Below are 20,804 nucleotides of genomic sequence, written 5' to 3'. Positions count from 1 at the left end.
CTTGCGCGTTGCGATCAGCGCTTGGCCTTCTTGGCCTTCTTTTTCGATTTGGCAGCCTTGGCCTTCTTTGCAGACTTCTTGGCCGTTTTCTTCGACGACTTTTTCGAAGTTTTCTTCGAAGCCTTCTTGGCGGTCTTCTTCTTAGTGGCCTTCTTCTTGGCGGCTTTCTTCGGCGCCGTTTTTTTCGCGACCTTCTTGGCGGCTTTCTTCACCTTCTTGACGGCGGCGACAGCGGCTTCCTTGGTCGCTTCCACGGCGGTGGTGATCGTCTCCATCGCCTGTTCGGTGATCGGCTTATCGTCGTCCATATCGTCCCCCACGGTTTGTATGGAGCGATGACGATAGCGGGTTTCAAAATTGTGTCAAAGCAACGCTCAACCCTTTGCGGCTCGTTGCGTAGGGCGGCGAGCGCGCGCTCGCGTCCTTCGGTATGATCGACATCGGTCGCGGATGAGTCCTGCCGAGCGTGACGCCGGCGCTCGCAAGGTCGATCGGTGTCGCCTGCCAGGGGGCTGCTGGATCAGCCTGGCCGGCACGTCTTTCAGCCCCGGCACCCGGCGCCGGACATAGGCCCCATCGCGGCGCACTGTTCGCTCTGGCGTTGCGGATCGAACAGGTGGAAACGGGCGCGGCGTCAGCGCCGCAGCCGGCGCCCCATTGCCAGCTGGCCGGACTGCTGCCGGCATCCGCCTCGCCCGGCGGCGATGAAGGGACAGGGTGGGCGGACAGGCGGAGGTCATCGCGAAGCCAGGCGCCGACGGGCGATGCGCTCGGCGGGGGCCGGGATATCCCCGTTTACGATCTGGTAAGCATCCCGCGCGTGATGCTGGAACCACCATTAATGGGACCGTAAGGCGATTGCACGAATATGCAGGGATTACGGAGATGCATTGATGTCCAACTTTCTAACGGCGAAAATCCTGCCGCAGTTCAAGCTCGGTACCAAGGCCGTGCTGTGCGCGGTGCTGCTGATCGCCGTGAATACTGCGCTCGTGGTCGGCGCCGGCTACTGGTCGCTCACCTCGGCATTCAACGATCGTGCGCTCCGCGAGATCGAGATCAGTTTGCGCACCCTGGCGTTGGCCTTTGCGGAGGTCGTTCCCGACGCGAAGATCACGATGCGGGACGGCGCGGTGGCCCGCGCCGAGCTTCCCAGGATGCCCGACTTCAGGGATCATGCCATCGTCGATCGCGCCGTATCCTATGTCGGGGGCAACGCCACCCTGTTCGTGTTCGACGATGCGAGCGGGCAGTTCGTGCGACGCTCGACCAACGTGAAGAAGGAAAATGGCGACCGCGCTGTCGGCACCCAGCTGGCCGCCGACCATCCGGCGCAGGCTCCGCTGCGCCGTGGCGAGGCCTATAAAGGCCCGGCCGTGTTGTTCGGCAAATCCTTCATGACCGCCTATTTGCCCATCGCCGACGCAACGGGCAAGGTCACCGGCATCCTCTATGTCGGCATCCCGATGGCGCAGTTCGAGAGCATGCTGACCCAGGCCATCGAGAGCATGGCCGTTGCCGCCGGCATTGCCGCGCTCCTGGTCCTTGTCCTCACCTTGCTGGTTGTCCGCCGTGTCACCAAGCCGCTCACCTCGGTCACGCGCTCGCTGACGGCGCTGGCCGAAGGCCAGAGCGACGTCGCGATCGATTGCGAGGATCGCGCCGACGAGATCGGTGAGATCGCCCGGACGGTTGCGGTGTTCAAGAGCAATTCGCTGGAGCGGGCGCGCCTGCGCAGCGAGCAGACTGCGGCCACCGCTGCCGCGGCGGAGCAGCGCAAGGCCGAGCTGCGCAATTTCGTCGAGGAGTTCCGCGGCAGCGTCGGCGGCATTCTCGACAAGGTGCTGAGCTCCTCCGGTGAATTCGAGCGGGTGGCGCGGCAGCTCACCGATGCCGCGCGCTCCACGGCCGATCTGTCGGCGCAGTCGGCCGGCGCTTCCGAGGACGCCTCCGAGCACGTGCGCTCGGCGGCCTCGGCCTCCGACGAATTGTCCCAGTCGATCTCCGAGATCACCCGCCGGGTGCAGGAATCGAATGCGATCTCCGCCGAGGCCGTGCGGCAGGCCGAGGCCACCGACCAGCGTATGGCGCAGCTCTCCGAGGCGGGCGCGCGCATCGGCGACGTCGTCAAGCTGATCACCTCGATCGCCGAGCAGACCAACCTGCTCGCACTGAACGCCACCATCGAGGCCGCGCGTGCCGGCGATGCGGGCCGCGGCTTCGCTGTGGTGGCCCAGGAGGTCAAGACGCTTGCCGGCCAGACCGCCAAGGCGACCGACGAGATTTCACACCAGATCGCCAGCATGCAGCTGGCGACCGAGGAATCGGTCGTCGCCATCAAGGCGATCGGTCAGACCATCGAGCGCATCAGCGGCATCGCCGGCTCGATCTCGACCGCCGTCGAGCAGCAGAGGAGCGCCACCGACAACATCGCGGCCGGCGTTCGCGCCGCGGTATCCGGCACTGCCGATGTCGCGGTCAACGTCCGCCACGCCGCCAAGGGAGCCAGCGAGACAGGTGAGACCTCGAGCCGGATGTTTGCCTCCGCCCAGGCGTTATCGGGCGAGAGCCTGCATCTGAAGGCCGAGGTCGATGGTTTCCTCGACCGCGTGCACGCGGCGTGACGATCGGCCCCAATGCGCAACGCGCATTGGGGAATTTCGAGATCCCGGGTTCGCGCTTCGCGCGCCCCGGGATGACTTTTTTGCGGTCGCTATCCGCGACCGCCAAAAGTCACTTCGGCTGCGGCACGATGCGGATGTAGGGCTTCGGCTCTTTCCAGCCTTGCGGGTAGATCGTCTTGGCCTCGTCGTTGGAGACCGAGCCGGCGATGATGACGTCGTCGCCCTGCTGCCAGTCGGCCGGCGTCGCGACGCGATGCTTCGCCGTCATCTGGAGCGAGTCGATGACACGCAGGATCTCCTGAAAATTCCGGCCCGTGGTCATCGGATAGACCAGCACCAGCTTGATCTTCTTGTCGGGGCCGATGATGAACACGTTGCGGACGGTCTGGTTGTCGGCCGGCGTGCGGGTGAGGGGATCGCCCGAGGTCGAGGCCGGCAGCATCTCGTAGAGTTTCGAGACGTTGAAATCGGTGTCGCCGATCATCGGATAGTTCGGCGCTACGCCTTGCGTCTCCTTGATGTCCTCGGACCATTTGGAATGGCGGTCGACCGGATCGACCGAGAGGCCCATCAGCTTGACGCCGCGCTTGTCGAATTCCGGCTTCAGCTTGGCGAGAGCGCCGAGCTCGGTCGTACAAACCGGCGTGAAGTCCTTGGGGTGCGAGAACAGCAGCGCCCAGCTGTTGCCGATCCAGTCGTGGAACTTGATCTTCCCTTCGGTGGTCTCGGCTTCGAAGTCGGGGGCTGTGGTGCCGATCGGAAGTGTCATTGTTCTACCTCATCTCATTGAATTTGCTTGAGAAATGGTCTCTCGCCGTCACAGGCAGTATAGGGTCTTCGCGATCCCAAGTGAACGCCGGAGTGAACCGCTTCAAGTAAAATGTGAATTCCTGCTCGGAAGAACCGATCTCCTAGCACTTTTCTGTTACAGCGGCACCTGCGGCGAAACATCTCCACCGGGGCCGCGCGGTCTCGATTGCCCCGATAAAACCGTTTATGACCCGCATCACGCCCGCCGACGGTTCGATGAAACCAATACGGTCCTGACAGCGACCAATTGGCAACCATTGAGAAAAGTCGCGATCCCCGTATCGAATCATTAACCACCCCTTTACGTCCGCATGAAAATGCTGGTCGATCAGAAGAAATCTGGAAGTGAACTATGTCTGCCGCTGCGCATAAGCCTGTTGAGTCTTCGTCCCTCGAACCGTCCTGCCGCGATACCGCGGCTCATGCATTGACCGTCGTGCGCGACGGCGTGATCACGGGTGAAGGCCCGACCACCAAGGGCCGGGTCCACTTTTCCCGCTCGCTCGATGCCGATGACACCGCCTGGTGCACCCGCATCCTGACCGCCACAGCCGTCAACGACCAGCCAATCAGCCGCGGCGAAGCCGAGGCGCTGTTCGAGATCAACGAGGCCGCGACCGAGCGCACCGATGGCGGCCGGTTCGACGACCTGCTGGCCAAGGCGGTGGCCCACTACGCCGCGAGTGCCTCGGGCCTGAAAGTGCCGCCGCGCAGCGTTGCGCTGTCGGCCGACAGCGACATCGAGAGCTGGGCGCCGTCCTACGCCTCCAAGGTCAACAGCGAGATGCTGGAGTGGATTGCCGGGCAGATGCGCGGCAAACGCCAGAACAACCGTCGCCTGATGGCGATGGTGGCGACGTTCCTGGGCGCCACCGCGCTCCCTTTGGCGGGCCAACTGCCGAACGTGTTCGACATCGGCATGTAAAATTTTGGGCATGCAAGATTTTGGGCATGCAAGATTTCCGCGCCTCTCACGCGGACGCATTGAACGGCGGGGTTATTTCCCCGCCGTTTTTTGTTTGCCGGTGTCAGGCTCGAGGCCGAGCGTGCGGCCGGGGAAGCCGGCGGCGTCGAAATAGCGCTGGCTGCCGACGCGCTGGAACTTCAGCACGGTCACTAAGCCGCCTTCGGCAGGCTTGGACTTCTGCGTGCCGGCATAGGCCTTCGGCACGGCGCCGTTGGGCAGGGCCTCGGACATCACGCGACCGACCAGGCCGCCGTTCTGCGAGGCGCGCAGGCCCATGAGGTGGGCGGCGGTCATGCCGACATCGGCATTGCTGACCGGGATCTCGTCGACGTAGCCGGCTTTGAAGTCCGGACCGATCGCGGCCATGAAGTTCATGGTGTCGCCGCGGCTGAAGCTGCCATGCATGCCCTGGCCCTGACGCAGCACGGTGTCGGCGACCTGCACCGAGCAGTTGGTCGGCGCCTCGCCGCAATCGCTGGCATAGGAGCGGAAGTTGACGACGATCGCAGGGGTCGGCGTCGCCGACTTGCCGCGCAGATTGATGCTCGACAGCGGCAGCGTGCCGGGGAAGCGGCCGAGCGAGTCCTCGACGAACAGGCCGGAGACGTAGTCCTGCTCGAGCAGCGTCTTGACGGTCTTTGCGGCCAGCTTCTTGTCCATGTTGGGCAGATAGATCAGGTCCGAACCGCCGTTGGTGGCGACGACGAGATCGGGCTTCTCCGGATCCTTGCCAAGCACGCCGTTGCCGGCCTTGGGGTGCTTGTTGCCCTCGACCTTGGTGTTCTTGTCGTTGGGATCGAACAGCGGCAGGTCGAGCGCTTTCGCAAGGTCGAGCGCCAGAAAGCCCATCGGCAGGAAGTCCTTCGGCGTGTCGTCGTAGCTGAGCTTGGCCGAGGGGCTGGTCTTGCTTTCCTTGGAGATGGTCGAAAAGCCGTGGTCGGCCTGCACCATGATGTTGGTGTTGGCGGCAAGCCCAAGCTCGTCCAGCGCCTTGCGGATCTGGGCGAGGTTGTTGTCGGCATTCTTGATGCCGGCCATCGAGGTCGGCCCGTTGATGCCGGGTAGGATCTGATTGAGGCTGTCGCCGGTGTTGTGCTGGCTGCCATCAGGGTCGCGTGACCAGAACACCAGCACGAACGGCTTGTTGCGGGCCTTGAACATCGGCAGCACGACCCTGGTGGTGACGTCGGCGAAATAGGCCTGCTGCGCGACGTTGGCGACAATGGTGCCGGGCGTCTTGGCATCGCCCGCCTTGGAGTTGTCGCCGCGGGGCGGGGTGGCGAGGGGCAGGCCGGCCTTGGTCAGCGCATCCTTCACCTCGTCCGACAGCGCCACGCCGTTCTTGCCGCCGGTAGAATCGTCGAACACGACCGAATGCTGGCCGGCCTTTTCGGGCTTGTCGGTGTGGTCGAACTGGTAGGTCGGGCCGACCTTGCCGATCGCCGCGGTGCTCAGCCCCTTGTCGCGGGCCAGCTTCAGGATGGTTTCTTCGTTGAGATAGTCGCCCTTGAAATGCTCGTCGATGTCGCCGAGCACGGCGTCGTTCTCGATGAAGGGGACCACGGTGTCGCCGGCGGGTGCCGAGGTGTAGTTGGTCCAGATCGTGTTGGAGAACACGCCGGTGTCGCCGAGATAATGGCCGGTCGACATCGCCGAGCCGTTGGCCATGGTGAAGGTCGGGAAGAGCGAATGCGGGTTCTTGAAATTGACGCCCTTGTCGCGAATCTCCGCCATTGCCGGCGCGGTCTCCGGCGTCACCTTGAGCGCACGCAGGCCGTCGGGGATGAACAGGATCAGGTTACGGGGCGTGTTGTTCTGGGCGGAGGCAAATCCGGTGGACAGCACGGTCAGTCCCGCGGACAGCAACACCAGTGAACGGCGCATCAAGATCTCCTAGCGGTGAGGCGGCTCGGCCGCGACCGCGGCCCCGCCTTCGTTTAGTTTTGCTGTGTGACGGTCTTGTTACAAGGCCTGTTATTGATGCAAGACGGGTGGGGAGGGCGAGGTTCTCGCTACTCTCGTGTCCCGGACGCGCTGCAGCGTCCTTACGCTGCTGCGCTGAGCCGGGATCCAGCCACGGCAATCGCTTGATGCATGGGCCCCGGCTCTGCAGCGCATCACACAATAGCGTGTCGAAGACGCGCGTAGACGCGCTTATGGTGCTGCGCAGCGTCCGGGGCACGAGTCCTCGTGGATGGCTAGAGCGCGCCGATGTTGCCTGCGTCCACCGCCGTCCGGCCCGCGTTCGTGACGATCGCGATACGCCCCTCTTCCTTGGGCCGGGTTGGACAAATATCTAACAAAATTCAGAATTCTAATAAAGCGAATTATTTCGGTGTCGTTCTCTTGACCCGCGGCTTGGGTGTTTTGCCCGACGGGCTGCACGAGGGCTTGTGGTCACGACCGCTACTCCGGTGCGGTCGGCACCCGCGGATTCTGCGCAAGGGCCTGTGCCGGCTTGACCGTTGCCGGGTTGGCTTCGCTTCTGGACCGGTCGCGCCGCAGCGAAAGCGGGGCTGTCTTGAGGGCATAGATGATCGCGATCTGGGTCCGATTCTGAAGTCGGTATTTGCGCATGATGTTGCCGATATGCGCCCGCACCGTGTTCTCCGAGATCTTGAGCTCGTAGGCGATGTTCTTGTTCTGCAGGCCCCGCGCGATGAGCATCATCAGCTCCCGCTCACGCGGCGTTGGTGTGATCAAATCCTTTGGATCCGGGCTCATGAGTTGCTCCTCGCTGACCTCTAGGTTTGTGGCCACCCCAGCATGTCCTCACTCCGTCTTGAGCGCCTCGATTGGACTGAGCTTGGACGCCTTGTGCGCGGGATAGAAACCGAAGACGAGGCCAGTCGCGATCGAGAAGGCGAGGGCAAGGCCGATCGCCTGGCTGTCGATCGAGGTGATCCATCCCGCCATGCGGGCGACCGTCATCGACAGCGTGATGCCGCCGGCAACGCCGATGGCGCCGCCGAGCAGGCAGAGCACGAGCGCCTCGCACAGAAACTGAAGGCGGATGTCGCGCATGCGCCCGCCAAGCGCGCGGCGAATGCCGATCTCCCGTGTGCGCTCGGTGACCGAGACGATCATGACGTTCATGATGCTGATGCCGCCGACGAGCAGAGAGACCGAGGCGATGGCGACGAGCAGCAGCGCGACGGTGCGGATGGCTCCCTGCTGGGCCTCCATCGCGGCGGCGGGGTCCTGAACCTTGAAGTCGTCCTCCTGGCCGGCGGGAATACGGTGGCGCTGCCGCAGCAGGCTTTCGATCTCGGAGCGCGCCCCCGCCATCTGTCCGTCCGCGGCCACCTTGGCGATGATATAGGCGACCGAATCCCGGTTGATGTTGCTCGCGCTGCCGAGGAAGCGCAGCTTGGCCGTGCTGAGCGGCACGAAGGCGACGTCGTCCTGCGCCGGTCCCTTGCGATCGAGCACGCCGACCACTTCGAGCGGCACCTTCATGATCCTGATCTGCGCCCCGATCGGGTCGTCGCCGGGCCCGAACAGCTCGCGCGCGACCGTGCTTCCGAGGATCACGACCTTGCCGGCACCGGCTTCTTCGGTGCCGGAGAAATAGCGCCCGGCCGCGAGCTGCCAGTCCCGTACCATGAAGTGTCCGGTCGTCGTGCCGTTGATGGTCGTGTTCCAGTTCCTGCTCTCGTGGATGGTTTGCGCTGTTCCGGCGATCGAGCCGGCCGCGGCCTGGATCTCCGGAATCTGCTCGAGGATGGCCTGCACGTCGCTCTCGGTCATCGTCAGCTTGCTGCCGTCCTTGAGACGCACACCGCCCTGGTAGACCGCACCGGGCGTGATCATCAGCACGTTGGCGCCGATCGAGCGGATCTGCTCCTGCAGCCGAAGCTGCGCGCCCGATCCGATCGCGAACACCGTCACGATGGAGGCGACGCCGATCACGATGCCGAGCATGGTGAGGAAGCTGCGTAGCGGATTGAGGCGCAAGGCGTGTAGAGCGATCTGAAAACCCTGGAGCATGGTCATGACGCAATGCTCCGCTTCGGCAGGAGCGGAGCTGTCGTCTCGTCGCCGACGAGCTCACCGTCGTGCAGGCGGATGGTGCGCCGGCACCGGGTCGCGATGGCCGGATCATGCGTGATCACCACGATGGTCTGGCCGGTCCGGTTCAGCGCGGCGAACAGGGCCAGGATTTCGGCGCCGGTGCGGCTGTCGAGAGCGCCGGTCGGCTCGTCGGCCAGCACGATCAGCGGTGAGGTTATCAGCGCACGCGCGATCGCGACGCGCTGCTGCTCGCCGCCCGAGAGCTGCCGCGGAAAGTGGTGGGCCCGGTGCAGCATGCCGACAGCCTGAAGGCTCTGCTCGGCGCGCGCCGACCGTTCCTTGCGACTGACGCCGCAATAGACCAGTGGCAGTGCCACGTTCTCGATCGCGTCGTGGCGGGCGAGCAGATTGTAGGACTGGAACACGAAGCCGATGCTGCGGGCGCGCAAGGAGGATCGGCGATCTTCCGGAAGATCCGCGACGTTGGCGCCTTCGAAATAGATCGCGCCCTCGCTGGGCAGGTCGAGCAGCCCGATCATGTTCATCAGCGTCGACTTGCCGGAGCCTGACGGTCCCATCACGGCGACGATCTCGCCTTGCGTGATGTCGAAGCTGACATTGCGCACCGCGGTCACCGCGACACCCTCGGTGCGATAGGTCCTGCTGACCGACTGGAGGCTGATGAGGGGCAGGGAAGCGGTCATGATCCGAACCTGATTCCGAAAAACTCCATGCCCGCCGGCCGGATGGCCTGGCCGACGGCGACCTGGCTGCCCTCGACGAGGTCTCCACTCCGGAGCGCGACCTGCTCGGTTCCGGCGGCGCCGACCGTCACGGCAATGCGCTGGAGCGAGCCGCTTGCTGTGCGCACCCACACGCCGCTGGGTGCGGTGGTCTCCGGCCGCTTGCCGGAGGGCTGGAACCGCAGTGCGGCAAGCGGCACCTTCAGCACGTCGTCCTGCCGCTCGATCACGATCTTCACCAGGGCGGTCATGCCGGGCAGCAGCGCGCCGTCGAGATTGGAGGTCGCCAAGACGACGGTGTAGGTGACGACATGCTGCTGGTTCTGCGGCGCCTTGCGCACCTGCCGCACCACGGCCTCGAAACGGCGGTCGGGATAGGCATCCACCGTGAAATGGGCGCGCTGGCCGGGGGCAATGCGTCCGATATCGGCCTCGTCGACCTGGGCGTGGATCTCCATGTCCTCGAGGCGGCGAGCAACCACGAAGGTGGTGCGCGATTCAAGCCCGACCGCAAGCGTCTGGCCCTCGTTGACGAACCTGCCGACGATGACGCCGTCGATCGGCGACCGGATCACGGTGCGGTCGAGATCGGCCTGGGCCGCGGCGAGCACGGCCGCTTTCTCCGGGACCGCCATTCTCGCCTGTTGCAGCTCAGCCTCGATCCGGCGGACGTCGGCCTGCGCGCCGTCCACGGAATAGGCGTTGAGGGACATCATGATCTCGGCCTCGCGCTCCTGGGCGAAGCGTGCCGTAAATTCGGTCTGGGCGTCGTCGACTGTCGCTGAGGCCACCACGTTCTGCGACTGGAGCGCCAGCTTGCGCTGCAAGATCTTCTGCGCCGAGCTCTTGACGGCCTGGGCGCTCTCGAGCTTGGCGGCGAGCACGTCACGGGCGCCCCTGGCGTTCTGCAGGTCGATCCTGGCGCGATCGAGCTTGGCGCGCGCGATGTCGACGAGCGAACTGGCGACCGCCATGGAGGCGCTGGCTTCGTCGACCTTGGCCGCAAAGCTGCGCGGGTCGATCAGGGCGAGCGGCTGGTCCTTGCTAACGGTGTCGTTGAAGTCGACATAGACCCGTGCGAGCTGCCCGGACAGCTGGGACCCCACCTCGATCGTCTTGACCGGCTGGAGCGCGCCGGTGACGGTGATGGTCTGCTCGATGCTGCCGCGCAGGATCGCGGCATAGCGGAACACGGGCGCATCCGACCCGAACGTCGGCGTTTCGCGCCCGTCGGGCACGAGCAGCCGCTTCGCCGAATCATAGGCTTGAGCCGCCGTGCCTGCCGCGCTTCCGGCGGCGCTGGCGATGACGGCCGGCCTCGCGGCGTAGACCGCGGCGAGGCCACATGCAGTTCCCAGCAAGGCAATAATTGGCACAAATCGCATATCAAAAACCCGCGTGCTTGAAATGGCCTCGTCGGCGGCACGGATCGAGGTCGCGCTGTGGTTGCAAAAGGTCCAAAGCAATATCGATCGTCAGTATGTCGTCGTGGCCGGGGCGACGGTCGGGCGCGTCGAATGATCCAGAAGTAAAGGACAAGGCTGCGACTTTTCGTGATTTGCTGAGGATGCATACGGAGCGTATCGATATGGTGCGCGCGGTATCGAACTCGATAAGCTGACTGAACGTCCCGTATGATCCGGCCGAAGCGGCCGGTCGTCGGCGTTGAAGTCGGCGCATGGGCGGCGATGCCATGACGCGGTCGGCGATACCGCGGCCAGGAAGCCGGATTGCCGCATTCCCGATGCCGCATCTCGCCGCGCTTCGGCCCGCAGCGGGATTGAGTCCCTGCCATCACGAAGCCCGATATGTGAACGCCTTCACTCGTCTTCACGGCGTGTTGGCCCTAAGACATCGAGCCGATGGACCGACGCTATTCGCTCGATGCCTGCGAATTCGATCAAGCACCTTGTTATCGCTTGCAAGAAGAAGGCAGGGCTCGTTGCTTGCTCATCGAGCCCCTAAGCCGGGGAGTCCGCTGCCATGAGTTCGGCTCAAGCCACAGTTTACGTCGTTGACGACGAGATCCAGATTCGAACCGCGATTGGAAGTCTCTGCGAGGAGACCGGACACCAGGTGAAGTTGTTTGCGTCGACCGACGAATTCCTTGCGGAGAGTCTTTCCGGCGGACCATCGTGCCTCGTGCTCGACGTTCGCTTTCCCGGGACCTCGCCGACCGGTCTCGAGCTGCAGCGCCGGCTGGCCGAGACGGGTGTGGCGATTCCGATCGTCTTCATCAGCGGCCATTCCGATGTGCGTGTCTCGGTCGAGGCGATGAAGCGCGGCGCGGTCGAATTTCTGCCGAAACCGTTTCGCGAGCAGGAGATCCTCGACGCGATCCGGCATGGCATCGAGCGCGACCGCAGGCGGATGCAGCGCGAAGACGCGGTGCGCGACGCCCGGCAGCGCGTCGAGACGCTGACGACAAGGGAGCGCGAGATCATGCTGCTGATGGCAGAGGGGTTGGTTGCCAAGCAGATCGCGGCAAGGCTCGGCGTGAGCGAGGTGACGGTGAAAGTCCATCGCGCGCGGATGATGCGAAAGCTGGAGCTGCGTTCGCCGATCGAAGTGGTGCGGCTGGTCGACAGCATCGAGCGCGACGCGGCGGCGGCACGCGCCGGTGCGGGACAGTCGCAAATCTAGGGCTGCGCGTGGTGACACACCGCGCGGCGTCTAGTCCGTACCAACTAACATGAACTGCAGTCTATCGCATCGAGCACCATCGGTTCAGAGTCATCCCACGATGTCGGCCGCATTCCAGACCGCCATCTGAAACCAGTCAGACAACTTGGCCAGAAAGGGATACTCCATGCGCAAATTGTTTTTTGCTTCCGTTGCCGTGCTCGCCCTGTCTTCCGCGGCTCAGGCTGCCAATACTTCGACCACGGTGCAGCTCGGCGTCGTCAACGGCTCGAGCGTCACGCAGAACGGCCTCACCAATTCCAGTTCGTCGACCACCCAGGTCGGCATTCTGAACGGTGCGAGCACCATGCAGGGCACGAGCTCGCCCTCGCTCAACAACGCCAGCACCGTGAACCAGGCCGGCGTGCAGAACTCGGCGACCACCGGCCAGGTGGCGTTCGGCAACAACACCAGCGGGATCACCCAGAATTCGTTCGGGCCCGCCGCGCTCCAGAACAACTCCGCCGGTGTCGGCCAGCTCAGTGGTTTCGGCATCAACACGAGCACCGTCTCGCAGACGGCGCACTGAACCACCTCGTCGACCGGACGCGTCACAGCTCGGCGCGTCCGGCCCAATCTGGCGGAGGACATCACATGCGGATCACCTATCTCGTTGCGACGGCCATCACGCTCACTGCGTTGACCGCCGTCGATGCGCAGGCCGGCAACTCGGCCAGCGTGCTGCAGTTCGGCGCGACCAACAGCTCATTCATTTCGCAGGCGGGCTCAACCAGCAACAGCGCCACGACGATGCAGTTCGGCGCGACCAATACGGCGACCACCTTGCAGACGGGCTCACTCCTCACCGTCAACACCGCGGTGACCGGTCAGGGCGGCACCACCGCGACGGCGTCCAACACGGCGCTGACCGGCCAAATCGGCGGCTCCAATTCCAATCTGATCGGCCAGATCGGCGCCAACAACATGGCCGGTGTCGGGCAGCTCGGAATCCTGAACGGCTCGACCATTCTCCAGCAGACGCCCTGAGCAGGCGTGAAGTGGTGAGGCATGTCATGAAACGCTATTTGGGCGGCGCATGTGCCGCAACGCTCGCTCTGTACCTGGCCAGCGCCGCGTCTGCGAGAGCGCAGACCGCCGACATCAAGACCATCGTGTCTATCGGCGGACCGCCGGTCGTGCTGAATCAGAACAGCCAGCTCAACATGGCGGGCGTGTTCATGATCGGCGGCAGCACCAGCGCGACTGTGAACCAGAACGGCACCAGCAACGCCGCGGGCGTTCTGCAATTCGGCGGGACGAATTCCGCATCGGTCGGGCAGACCGGGATCAACAATTTCGCCTTCGTCGGCCAGACCGGCCAGTCGGCAACCAGTCTGGTGTCGCAGCTCGGCGCCATGAACACCGGTACCGTGGCGCAGTTCGGCGCGGTCAATGCGTCGACGATCGTCCAGGCCGGTCCGTAAAGACGCGAACTCATCGGCGTCGGGAACCAGCGGGGAAGCGCGATGCAATTTTGCAGAGATGTGCTGAAGCAGGTTCTGGCCGCTGCGGCATTGCTTGCCGCCATCGGCTCGGCGACGCAGGCGTCGGCCGGATCGATCCAGCGCGGGACGACGAACCGGGCCGTCAGCATCGAGACGATCGTGCAGTTCGGCGACAACGTTCAACCCGTCACGATCGAGGAGAACAGCCGAGTCAACGTCGCGCGCGTCATCCAGATCGGCGGGACCGGCACGGTGGATGCGACGATCATCCAGAACGGCACGCGCAACTATGCCAATGTGATCCAGGTGGGTGGCACCACCAATGCCGCCATCGGTCAGTCCGGCCTGAGCAACACCGCCGAGATCACCCAGATCGGCAATTCCACCAATGCGCTCCTGCTCCAGGTCGGTGACATGAACTCGGGAGCGGTGAGGCAGTTCGGACGTTTCAATTGGCTGGCGATCTTCCAGTTCGGCCGATGATGGAGGTGTGACATGCGCTTGCTTCTGCTGGCATCCGGAATAGGATTCATGAGCGCCGTCGCGATGGCGCCGGCCGGGGCCGGCGACGGCCACACCACATCGGTCCAGGACGAAAACGGAACGGCGACGATCACGCAAAGCGGCGATCCCGCACAGGCCGAAGTCAGGATCGACAAGGAGCCCGGGCGCACCACCGTCTATCGTCGCAGTGGCGGCAACACCGTCATCGTGACGCAGGGCAGCGGCAATGCGCAGGACATGCTCGACTGGCTGCGCAAGCAGCAGGGCCGCTGACGCACGAAGGCCCACTGTCCGCGTGGACGATGGGCCCTCGAACTGGGCGGCGTTACCAGCGATAGACGCCGGTCCGTGTGCCGTTGTTGTTGCCTTCCGGGCCGACATCGCCCTGTGTCGAACTCGGCGCCGGATGGTTGGAGCCGTTGAGTGCGCCATACGGCCCAGTGGCTTCCGGATAGTAGGCGTGCGGCTGAACCGGCTCGTAGCCGGGGGCGGTGCGGTCCCAGCCTGCGCGCGGTCCGTTCCAGCTGTAGCCCTGCGCCGATGCGGCCGTGGTGCCCGCAATGAGTGATGCCGTAATCAGGCAGAGGAGTTTTGACTTGTTCTGCATTGAGGATGCTCCTTGCTTTCTTGTCGGGGGCCAACGACCGCGATGCGGGAGCGTTCCGGGCTTGGGCGACCGGCGCGATCAACTCCGATCAACAGGTTATGAAGGTCGTTCCCGGGAACGACGAGCCCGAAATGAGCCGGGAATTGCGGGCGTCTTGCCGCACCCTGTTCCCGCCTAATCCCGTGTCTTAACCAATAATTAATTATACGTTTGCGGGTGGGCGACAGCCCGGCCTAGCGTGCGGTGGGGAGCCGCCGAAGCCAAACGAGTTGGTGCGTATCATGATGTCCAGATCATATGGGGCGCTCGTCGCCTCGTTCAGCGCAGCCGCGCTGCTTCTTGCCGCCAGTGACAGTTTTGCAAGGACCGGCGGCGGCGCACCGCATGGCGTCACGACCGCTGCCGCGCCGACGGCGCACGCGCGTGCGCCGATCGGGCCGGGCGCCCGGTTCCGCGGCCGCAACACGCCCTGGGTCTACTGGCCGGGCGGCGGCGGCTTCTTCTACGACAACGCAGGCTACGGCCAGCCCTTCGCCGATGCCGGGCAGCCGGTCTCGACCGACGTGCGCTACACCTACACCTATGACGTTCCCTGGGACTGGACGCATCGCTTTCCGCCGAACGTCGTTCCGTCCGACCGGCCTTATGTGCCGAGCTGTCCGACGGAGCAGGTGACCGTGCCCGGCCGCGGTGGCGCCGAGCACACCGTCAACATCATGCGCTGCTACTGAGCGGCGTCGTCCGCTCAGCTAGCCCAGCTCAAAGCTGGTGACGCCGAAGACGCGGTCGATCCGCAGCGGCGGGATTGGTCCCGTGTACATCCGCGCCGTCTCGAATACAGGCTTGAGCCCGAGCGACTCCGCGAGCGCGATGGCCTCGCGATTGACGGCCGGAACATCGAGGGAGATGTCGCCGCCGCCTACGCTTGCCAGCAGGGCCTGCACGATTGCCTCCGCCGCCATGCGGCCGTCGGCAACGAGCGGGCCGATTTTGCAGCCGGTCCGGCAGGGCCGGATCACACCCCATGCGGCAAGCTTGCCGTCGCGCAGCAGCGCGCGACCGACATGGCCCGGCGTGTTGATCCAGGCGCGCAGGAAGGCGCTGCGCCTAGCCGGGAAGACGGTCGCGTCATCGGCTTCAACGAACGCAAACGGGATCTGGTCGAGTGCGACGACATCGGCGGGCGGCTTCGTCGGCGCGGCGACGATGCCGCCGTAGCGGATGTTGGCGTAGGCAAGCCCGAAGCCGGATTTCTTGTAATTGTCCTGCTGCGCCACGACGCCGTCGAGCCCGATGACGCGAGCACCCGCATGCGCGAGTGCGGCGTTCCAGATGCGTAAGCCGTGGCCCGAACCGCGATAGCCTGAGCGCACGATGTAGAAGCCGAGGAAGGCGAAGCGATCATCGTAGTTGACACAGGAGACGGTCGCGACCGGCTGGCCGTCGATCTCGCCGACGAAGAAACCTTTCGCGTCGGGAATCGCGAAGCAGGCGGCGTCCGCCAGGCCCGGATTCCAGCCCTCGGCCGCGGCCCAATCGATCGCGAGGGAAACCTCCTCGGGGCGCAAATTGCGAATCTGCAGATCGCTCATGACGAATGCTCTCGGCGGTGGACCTGCCGGCGGGTTCGGCGGTAGAAGGCCTGATGATAGGCCGGGCCGCGGCTCGCCTCAACGATATCGCAGGGGATGATCGGTCATGGCAGCAGAGAAGGTCGCACTCGTCACGGCAGGCGGCAGCGGCATGGGGGCAGGGGCTGCGCGCCGGCTCGCGGCCGACGGCTTTCGCGTCGCGATCCTGTCGTCCTCCGGCAAGGGCGAGGCACTGGCGGCCGAGCTCGCCGGCCTCGGCGTCACCGGCTCCAACAACTCGAATGACGATCTGAAGCGCCTTGTTGACGGCGCGATGGCCAGATGGGGACGCATCGACGTGCTCGTCAACAGCGCGGGCCACGGCCCGCGCGCGCCCATCACCGAGATTACCGACGAGCAGTGGCATACCGGTCTCGACACCTATCTGCTCAACGTGATCCGGCCGACTCGGCTGGTGACGCCGGTGATGCAGGCGCAGAAGGCCGGCGCCATCATCAACATCTCGACCGCCTGGGCGTTCGAGCCGAGCGCGATGTTTCCGACCTCGGCGGTCTTCCGGGCAGGCCTTGCCGCCTTCACCAAGATCTTCACCGACACGCATGCCGCCGACAACATCCGCATGAACAACGTGCTGCCGGGCTGGATCGACAGCCTGCCGCAGCTGGATGCGCGTCGCGATAGCGTGCCGATGAAGCGCTACGGCAAGGTCGAGGAGATCGCGGCGACCGTCGCGTTCCTCGCCTCCGACGGCGCGGCCTACATCACCGGGCAGAACATCCGCGTCGACGGCGGGCTGACGCGCTCGGTCTGAGATGCGGAGAGTCGAATCGCGCTTCGCGCTCTTGTCGCGACGCGACACGGCCGTGCGTCGTGCGCCGCGGATGAGGGATGGCGCGTGGCCCCTCGGTCACACCAGTCACGCGTTCGCGCGCCGCACGGCTCACACTACGTCACAGTCCCTATGAACTTCGCCGCAGCCCAAGACGGCACGGGACCGGCGGCCTATGCCCGATCTGCGCCGGATGCCTTTCGCTCGCGCGCATTCGAAACGCGAGTTTTGTCGCGCGGGGCAAGGAGACTGGAATGAAGACGTTTTTGCTGGCGGTCGCATCGATTGTCTTGGGCACAGCGACCGTGTCCGCGGCGGATCTCGCGGCGCACTACACCAAGGCGTCGACGATGGCAGCGGCTTACAACTGGACCGGATTCTATGTCGGCGCCAATGTCGGCGGACAATGGGGCAGCGCCGATCCGGCCACCTCGACCGTGTTCGATCCCCCCGGCTATTTCGCGAGCGCCAGTGTTTCTGCGATTGCAGCAGCCGGTGCCCAGCGGGTCAACAGCTCCAGTGTGACCGGAGGCTTCACCGCCGGTTATAACTGGCAGGTCAACCAGGCCGTGCTCGGCCTCGAAGGCGACATCAACTATTTCGGGTTCAAGGGCAGTGCGTCCGGCTCGGCGCTCTATCCCTGCTGCGCACCGACCGGATTTACGGTGTCGTCGCAGGTCTCGGCCGACTGGCTCGCCACCATCCGCGGCCGCATCGGCTTCCTCGCCGCTCCGACCTGGCTGCTCTACGCCACGGGCGGCGCAGCCATCGCGGAGGTGAAGGTTAATTTCAACTTCACCGACACGTTCGCTTCGGCGACGGAATCGGCCGCGATCCGCGACACCCGCCTCGGCTGGACCGCTGGTGTGGGCACCGAATATGCGTTCGGCGGCGGCTGGTCGCTCAAGGCCGAATATCTCTATGTCGATCTCGGCCGCAGCACCGTGACGAGCGCCAATCTGCTTGGCGGCGCGTTCCCGAGCAACGTCTTCACCCACTCTGTCGACATCAAGTCGAACATCGTGCGCGTCGGCGTGAACTATAAGTTCGGCGGCCCTGTCGTCGCCAGATACTGAGCTTGACCCCGTTCGGGATCTGGCGTGGAAAGCCCCGGCTCGGCTGGGGCTTTCTGTTGCGTCGTTAGCCAGCGTGCGATGCCACCAGGCGGGCCAGCGCGGGCAGGATCTTGTAGCGGGCGATCTCGTGCGGATATTCGCCGCGATTGGCCAGCAGCACGATGCCGATCCGCCGCGCCGGCACGAGGCCGAGATAGCCGGAGGCGTTGTTGAGGCCGCCCGGCTTGTCGATGATGGTGGCGCCGGGAAGATGGACAGTCTCCCAGGCTATGCCTTGTCCGAATTTCTCGTCGACGCGGAAGGCCTCGCGTAGCGTCATCCGCAGCGCCTCGCGCAACTGCGGATCGAGCGCGCGGCCGTCGACACAAGCCGAAACGAAGGCCGAAAGATCCCGCGGCGACGAAAACATCTGGCCGGTGCCGGGAAAGTCAAAATAGCTTTGCTGGTTGCCGGGCGGGCCGATCACCGTGCCCTGATCCGAATAGCCCTGGACCACGCGCTGCATCCACGCGGTATCTATGACGGCGCGGTTGTCTTCGCCGCGTTCGGGCAACGAAGTTGCGGTCATGCCGAGTGGTTCGAAGATGCGCTGCTCGAACAGCGTCGCGATCGGAGCGCCGTAGCAGCGCTCGAGCACGAGCTGAAGCAGGACGTAACAGGCATGGCTGTAGATTCGCTGCTTGCCGGGCGCTTCGCCGGCCTGCGGCGTCCAGGCGTTGAACAAGTCGATGAACTGTGCCCGCGTGAAGGAGTCGTTCGGCCAGGGCGGATGATCGGTCGAAAGCAGAATGCCTGACGTGTGCGTGGCGAGCTGGCCGATTGTGACGCGGCGGACATAGTCTCCGGTGAGCTTGGGCAGATATTTCGGCAGGCGATCGTCGAGCCGCAATTCACCGCGAAGCGCTCCCAGCGCCACCAGCGCTGCCTCGAAGGGCTTGCGCAAGGAGGCGAGGTTAAACAGCGTGTCCGGCGTCACCGGCCGTTTGCTGCCGCCGTCAGCGAAACCGTAGCTGAAGAACTCGACATGACGGCCCGCATAGAGCGCGGCGGCGAGGCCGCCCGGATGGCTCGAGGTCGCCGTCGGCGCCAGTTCCGCGGCGACGATGTCGCGCATCTGCGCGATCATGTCGGAATCCGCCGCGGCCTCGTGTGGCGCGAGGGTGACCGCAAGCGGAAGCAGAGCCGCCTTGGCGAAGCCCCGCCGGGTGATCGAACGAGATTCTGGGAGAACAAAAGAGGACACGTGCTTGGATGAACAGACTGCCGACGCCCCGGCATCGGTCGTACCGGCAAACCGCCTCCAAGCTCAATTCACAATTGCGCGTTGAAAGTTCCGCCCGCTGCTTTAACCGCCGAGCTTGTAGTTCACGCCAACGCGAATGATGTCGTTGCGTACGGTGGACCGGGTGCCCATGGTCGGAAAGCCCGGATCCGGTGTGGCGAATGTGTGATTGAAGCTGCCGAGATCGACATGGAGATATTCGATCTTTCCGGTCCAGTTGCCGAGCAGCCAGGCTTCGATGCCGCCGCCGGCGACCCAGCCGCCTTTGGTTTGCTTGAAGGTCGAGCTGTAGACCGCCGCGCCCGAGAATACGTCGGTCTCCTCGACCTCGGCCCATGCGCCGCCTGCTGTCACGAACAGGAGATAACCGCGGTCGGCATAGCCGAGCCGCCCGCGCACCGTCGCAAGCCAGTTGAAGCGTTGCGTAACGGTCTCGATCGGGCCGCCGGTTGCAAAGCAGCTCATGGCGCAAGCGGTGTCCTTCTGGCCGCTCCATTGCGCGTCACCCTCGACGCCCAGCACGACAGCGCCCGACTGCCAGTTATAGCCGAGCTGGCCGCCGCCGAGCGCGCCCTGCGGGGACACCTTCTGCGGCGCGAACGAAGAGATGTAATGGGTGAGTTCGCCGAACAGCGGCGGCGCCGCCGGGTCGAAAAACTTGAATTCACGAAACGAGGTGTTGCCGACCCCGTAGCCGCCGTTGAGGCCGCCATAGGCGCCTGTCCAGCGCCAGGCGTTCGCCGCGGGATCGACCGGCAGCGGTGCCGCGGCCTGGGTATTCCACAGCCGGTAATTGAGGCCGACGCGGACGATGTTGTCGGTGACGTGGCTGCGCACGGTGTTGGTCTCGTTGAACGGCAGCAGGCCCGCGGTTGTGGCGATGTTCGTCGTCGTGGTCGTCGGGGAGAAATCGAGATGCAGATACTCGAACTTGATCGTCCAGTTCTGCCAGAGCCGGCTCTCGATACCGCCGCCGAGCACCCAGCCGCCGACCGTGTTCCTGACCGTCGACGAGGCAACGGAGTCGTCGAATTGGAGTGTCGCGGTTTCGCGCAGGCCCGCCCAGGCGGCGCCGCCGGTGACGTAGAGCAGGTAACCGGCATTGGCGAGGCCCAGGCGGGCGCGTGCCGTTGCAAACCATTCGAGCTCGTGATGCACGCTCGCGGCGCCGACCTCGGCATTGTAATTCTGAATGCACTCGAAGCCGCCGCAGCCGCGGTCGCGCTGGCCGGTCCACTGGGCGTCGCCCTCCAGCCCCAGCACCCAGCGGCCGGCCTGCCAGTTGTATCCGAGCTGGCCGCCGAAGACGCCGCCCGTCGGCAGAACCCGTCCTGGGGCCGCCTGCTCGCGTCCGGGAGGAACGCCTGCGAGAGCTTGATCAAACGTATCCCTACCAAAGCTGTAGCCGGCGTTGACGCCGCCATAGAGACCGCTCCAGCTCCAGAGCTCAGCCGGCGGCGCCTTGTATTTGACGGGGAGATCGGCAGCCGATGCGCCGAAGGCCGATGCCAGCAGTATCGTCGCCGGCAGGCCAATCCGTTTCAGTGCGATTGTCATTTCAAATATGCCTGCAGGCGGCATCGCCGCGACACGTGGAATCGAGAAATCAATTGGCTGCATTTGACCACA

Annotated in this window: 23 protein-coding genes and 1 pseudogene; 12 read left to right on the top strand and 12 right to left on the bottom strand. The window is 64.8% G+C overall.

Annotation, left to right across the window (positions count from 1 at the left end):
• Window positions 1-14: 14 nt before the first annotated feature.
• Both QSV46_RS22070 and QSV46_RS41435 read right to left on the bottom strand, forming a co-directional pair.
• On the bottom strand, window positions 15-308 hold the full coding sequence (locus QSV46_RS22070) for a histone (protein WP_314956464.1): 294 nt from the start codon (window positions 306-308) through the stop codon (window positions 15-17).
• Between the two features lie 43 nt (window positions 309-351).
• A pseudogene (locus QSV46_RS41435) lies at window positions 352-693 on the bottom strand (FAD-binding domain-containing protein); the annotation flags it as partial.
• A 200-nt stretch (window positions 694-893) separates the two neighbouring features.
• Between QSV46_RS41435 and QSV46_RS22065 the strand changes: the two are divergent.
• On the top strand, window positions 894-2,624 hold the full coding sequence (locus tag QSV46_RS22065; RefSeq protein WP_314956461.1) for a methyl-accepting chemotaxis protein: 1,731 nt from the start codon (window positions 894-896) through the stop codon (window positions 2,622-2,624).
• A gap of 109 nt (window positions 2,625-2,733) precedes the next feature.
• Here QSV46_RS22065 and QSV46_RS22060 read toward each other — a convergent pair whose 3' ends face one another.
• Window positions 2,734-3,393: a peroxiredoxin gene (locus QSV46_RS22060; protein ID WP_314956458.1), complete on the bottom strand. Its 660-nt coding sequence runs from the start codon at window positions 3,391-3,393 to the stop codon at window positions 2,734-2,736.
• Window positions 3,394-3,786: 393 nt separating this feature from the next.
• On the opposite strand from QSV46_RS22060, the gene QSV46_RS22055 reads away from it, so the two are divergent.
• Entirely contained in the window at window positions 3,787-4,359 is a 573-nt protein-coding gene (locus tag QSV46_RS22055) for a hypothetical protein (RefSeq protein WP_314956455.1), read from the top strand.
• A gap of 72 nt (window positions 4,360-4,431) precedes the next feature.
• On the opposite strand, the gene QSV46_RS22050 is transcribed toward QSV46_RS22055, so the two are convergent.
• The 5 genes from QSV46_RS22050 to QSV46_RS22030 form a co-directional block, all read right to left on the bottom strand.
• The gene (locus tag QSV46_RS22050; protein ID WP_314956453.1) at window positions 4,432-6,285 is read right to left on the bottom strand and encodes an alkaline phosphatase family protein; all 1,854 of its coding nucleotides are present in this window, start codon (window positions 6,283-6,285) and stop codon (window positions 4,432-4,434) included.
• Between the two features lie 522 nt (window positions 6,286-6,807).
• Window positions 6,808-7,125 (bottom strand): response regulator transcription factor, encoded by a 318-nt coding sequence (locus tag QSV46_RS22045; RefSeq protein ID WP_314956450.1) that lies wholly within the window; start codon window positions 7,123-7,125, stop codon window positions 6,808-6,810.
• A gap of 48 nt (window positions 7,126-7,173) precedes the next feature.
• Window positions 7,174-8,397: an ABC transporter permease gene (locus QSV46_RS22040; RefSeq protein ID WP_314956447.1), complete on the bottom strand. Its 1,224-nt coding sequence runs from the start codon at window positions 8,395-8,397 to the stop codon at window positions 7,174-7,176.
• Window positions 8,394-9,119: an ABC transporter ATP-binding protein gene (locus QSV46_RS22035; protein WP_314956444.1), complete on the bottom strand. Its 726-nt coding sequence runs from the start codon at window positions 9,117-9,119 to the stop codon at window positions 8,394-8,396. Before QSV46_RS22035 ends, QSV46_RS22040 begins: the two co-directional genes overlap by 4 nt.
• Entirely contained in the window at window positions 9,116-10,543 is a 1,428-nt protein-coding gene (locus QSV46_RS22030) for an efflux RND transporter periplasmic adaptor subunit (RefSeq protein WP_314956441.1), read from the bottom strand. The genes QSV46_RS22035 and QSV46_RS22030 overlap by 4 nt, the downstream gene beginning before the upstream one ends.
• Window positions 10,544-10,556: 13 nt before the next feature.
• Between QSV46_RS22030 and QSV46_RS22025 the strand changes: the two genes are divergently transcribed.
• From QSV46_RS22025 to QSV46_RS21995, 7 genes are all read left to right on the top strand, one after another.
• The gene (locus tag QSV46_RS22025; protein WP_314956437.1) at window positions 10,557-10,679 is read left to right on the top strand and encodes a hypothetical protein; all 123 of its coding nucleotides are present in this window, start codon (window positions 10,557-10,559) and stop codon (window positions 10,677-10,679) included.
• A 462-nt stretch (window positions 10,680-11,141) separates the two neighbouring features.
• Window positions 11,142-11,801, top strand: a complete 660-nt coding sequence (locus QSV46_RS22020; protein WP_314956433.1) for a response regulator transcription factor — start codon at window positions 11,142-11,144, stop codon at window positions 11,799-11,801.
• A gap of 166 nt (window positions 11,802-11,967) precedes the next feature.
• On the top strand, window positions 11,968-12,369 hold the full coding sequence (locus QSV46_RS22015; RefSeq protein ID WP_314956430.1) for a curlin subunit CsgB: 402 nt from the start codon (window positions 11,968-11,970) through the stop codon (window positions 12,367-12,369).
• A gap of 65 nt (window positions 12,370-12,434) precedes the next feature.
• Window positions 12,435-12,827, top strand: coding sequence for a curlin (locus QSV46_RS22010; protein WP_314956427.1), 393 nt, complete (start codon window positions 12,435-12,437; stop codon window positions 12,825-12,827).
• 26 nt (window positions 12,828-12,853) lie between these two features.
• Window positions 12,854-13,264, top strand: coding sequence for a curlin (locus QSV46_RS22005; protein ID WP_314956424.1), 411 nt, complete (start codon window positions 12,854-12,856; stop codon window positions 13,262-13,264).
• Between the two features lie 42 nt (window positions 13,265-13,306).
• Window positions 13,307-13,768, top strand: coding sequence for a curlin (locus tag QSV46_RS22000; RefSeq protein WP_314956422.1), 462 nt, complete (start codon window positions 13,307-13,309; stop codon window positions 13,766-13,768).
• Window positions 13,769-13,780: 12 nt separating this feature from the next.
• Entirely contained in the window at window positions 13,781-14,062 is a 282-nt protein-coding gene (locus tag QSV46_RS21995) for a hypothetical protein (protein WP_314956419.1), read from the top strand.
• Window positions 14,063-14,114: 52 nt separating this feature from the next.
• Here the strand turns inward: QSV46_RS21995 and QSV46_RS21990 are convergent, their stop codons facing one another.
• Window positions 14,115-14,396 (bottom strand): hypothetical protein, encoded by a 282-nt coding sequence (locus QSV46_RS21990; RefSeq protein ID WP_314956417.1) that lies wholly within the window; start codon window positions 14,394-14,396, stop codon window positions 14,115-14,117.
• Between the two features lie 281 nt (window positions 14,397-14,677).
• Between QSV46_RS21990 and QSV46_RS21985 the strand changes: the two genes are divergently transcribed.
• Window positions 14,678-15,127 (top strand): hypothetical protein, encoded by a 450-nt coding sequence (locus QSV46_RS21985; protein ID WP_314956413.1) that lies wholly within the window; start codon window positions 14,678-14,680, stop codon window positions 15,125-15,127.
• Window positions 15,128-15,145: 18 nt separating this feature from the next.
• Here the strand turns inward: QSV46_RS21985 and QSV46_RS21980 are convergent, their stop codons facing one another.
• Complete coding sequence (locus tag QSV46_RS21980) at window positions 15,146-15,988, bottom strand: GNAT family N-acetyltransferase (protein ID WP_314956410.1); 843 nt, start codon at window positions 15,986-15,988, stop codon at window positions 15,146-15,148.
• A gap of 106 nt (window positions 15,989-16,094) precedes the next feature.
• On the opposite strand from QSV46_RS21980, the gene QSV46_RS21975 reads away from it, so the two are divergent.
• Together QSV46_RS21975 and QSV46_RS21970 are read left to right on the top strand one after the other, a co-directional pair.
• Window positions 16,095-16,799, top strand: coding sequence for an SDR family oxidoreductase (locus QSV46_RS21975; RefSeq protein WP_314956407.1), 705 nt, complete (start codon window positions 16,095-16,097; stop codon window positions 16,797-16,799).
• A 272-nt stretch (window positions 16,800-17,071) separates the two neighbouring features.
• On the top strand, window positions 17,072-17,893 hold the full coding sequence (locus QSV46_RS21970) for a porin family protein (RefSeq protein WP_314956405.1): 822 nt from the start codon (window positions 17,072-17,074) through the stop codon (window positions 17,891-17,893).
• Window positions 17,894-17,957: 64 nt separating this feature from the next.
• Here QSV46_RS21970 and QSV46_RS21965 read toward each other — a convergent pair whose 3' ends face one another.
• A complete protein-coding gene (locus QSV46_RS21965; protein WP_314956404.1) occupies window positions 17,958-19,019 on the bottom strand; it encodes a serine hydrolase in 1,062 nt (353 codons plus the stop codon).
• A gap of 219 nt (window positions 19,020-19,238) precedes the next feature.
• On the bottom strand, window positions 19,239-20,732 hold the full coding sequence (locus tag QSV46_RS21960; protein WP_314956402.1) for an outer membrane protein: 1,494 nt from the start codon (window positions 20,730-20,732) through the stop codon (window positions 19,239-19,241).
• Window positions 20,733-20,804: the final 72 nt, after the last annotated feature.

This window comes from Bradyrhizobium cosmicum, assembly GCF_032290525.1.
Classification (GTDB): domain Bacteria; phylum Pseudomonadota; class Alphaproteobacteria; order Rhizobiales; family Xanthobacteraceae; genus Bradyrhizobium; species Bradyrhizobium cosmicum_A.
The sequence above is the reverse complement of the archived record's forward strand: the minus strand, read 5'-3'. Positions and strand labels throughout refer to the sequence as shown.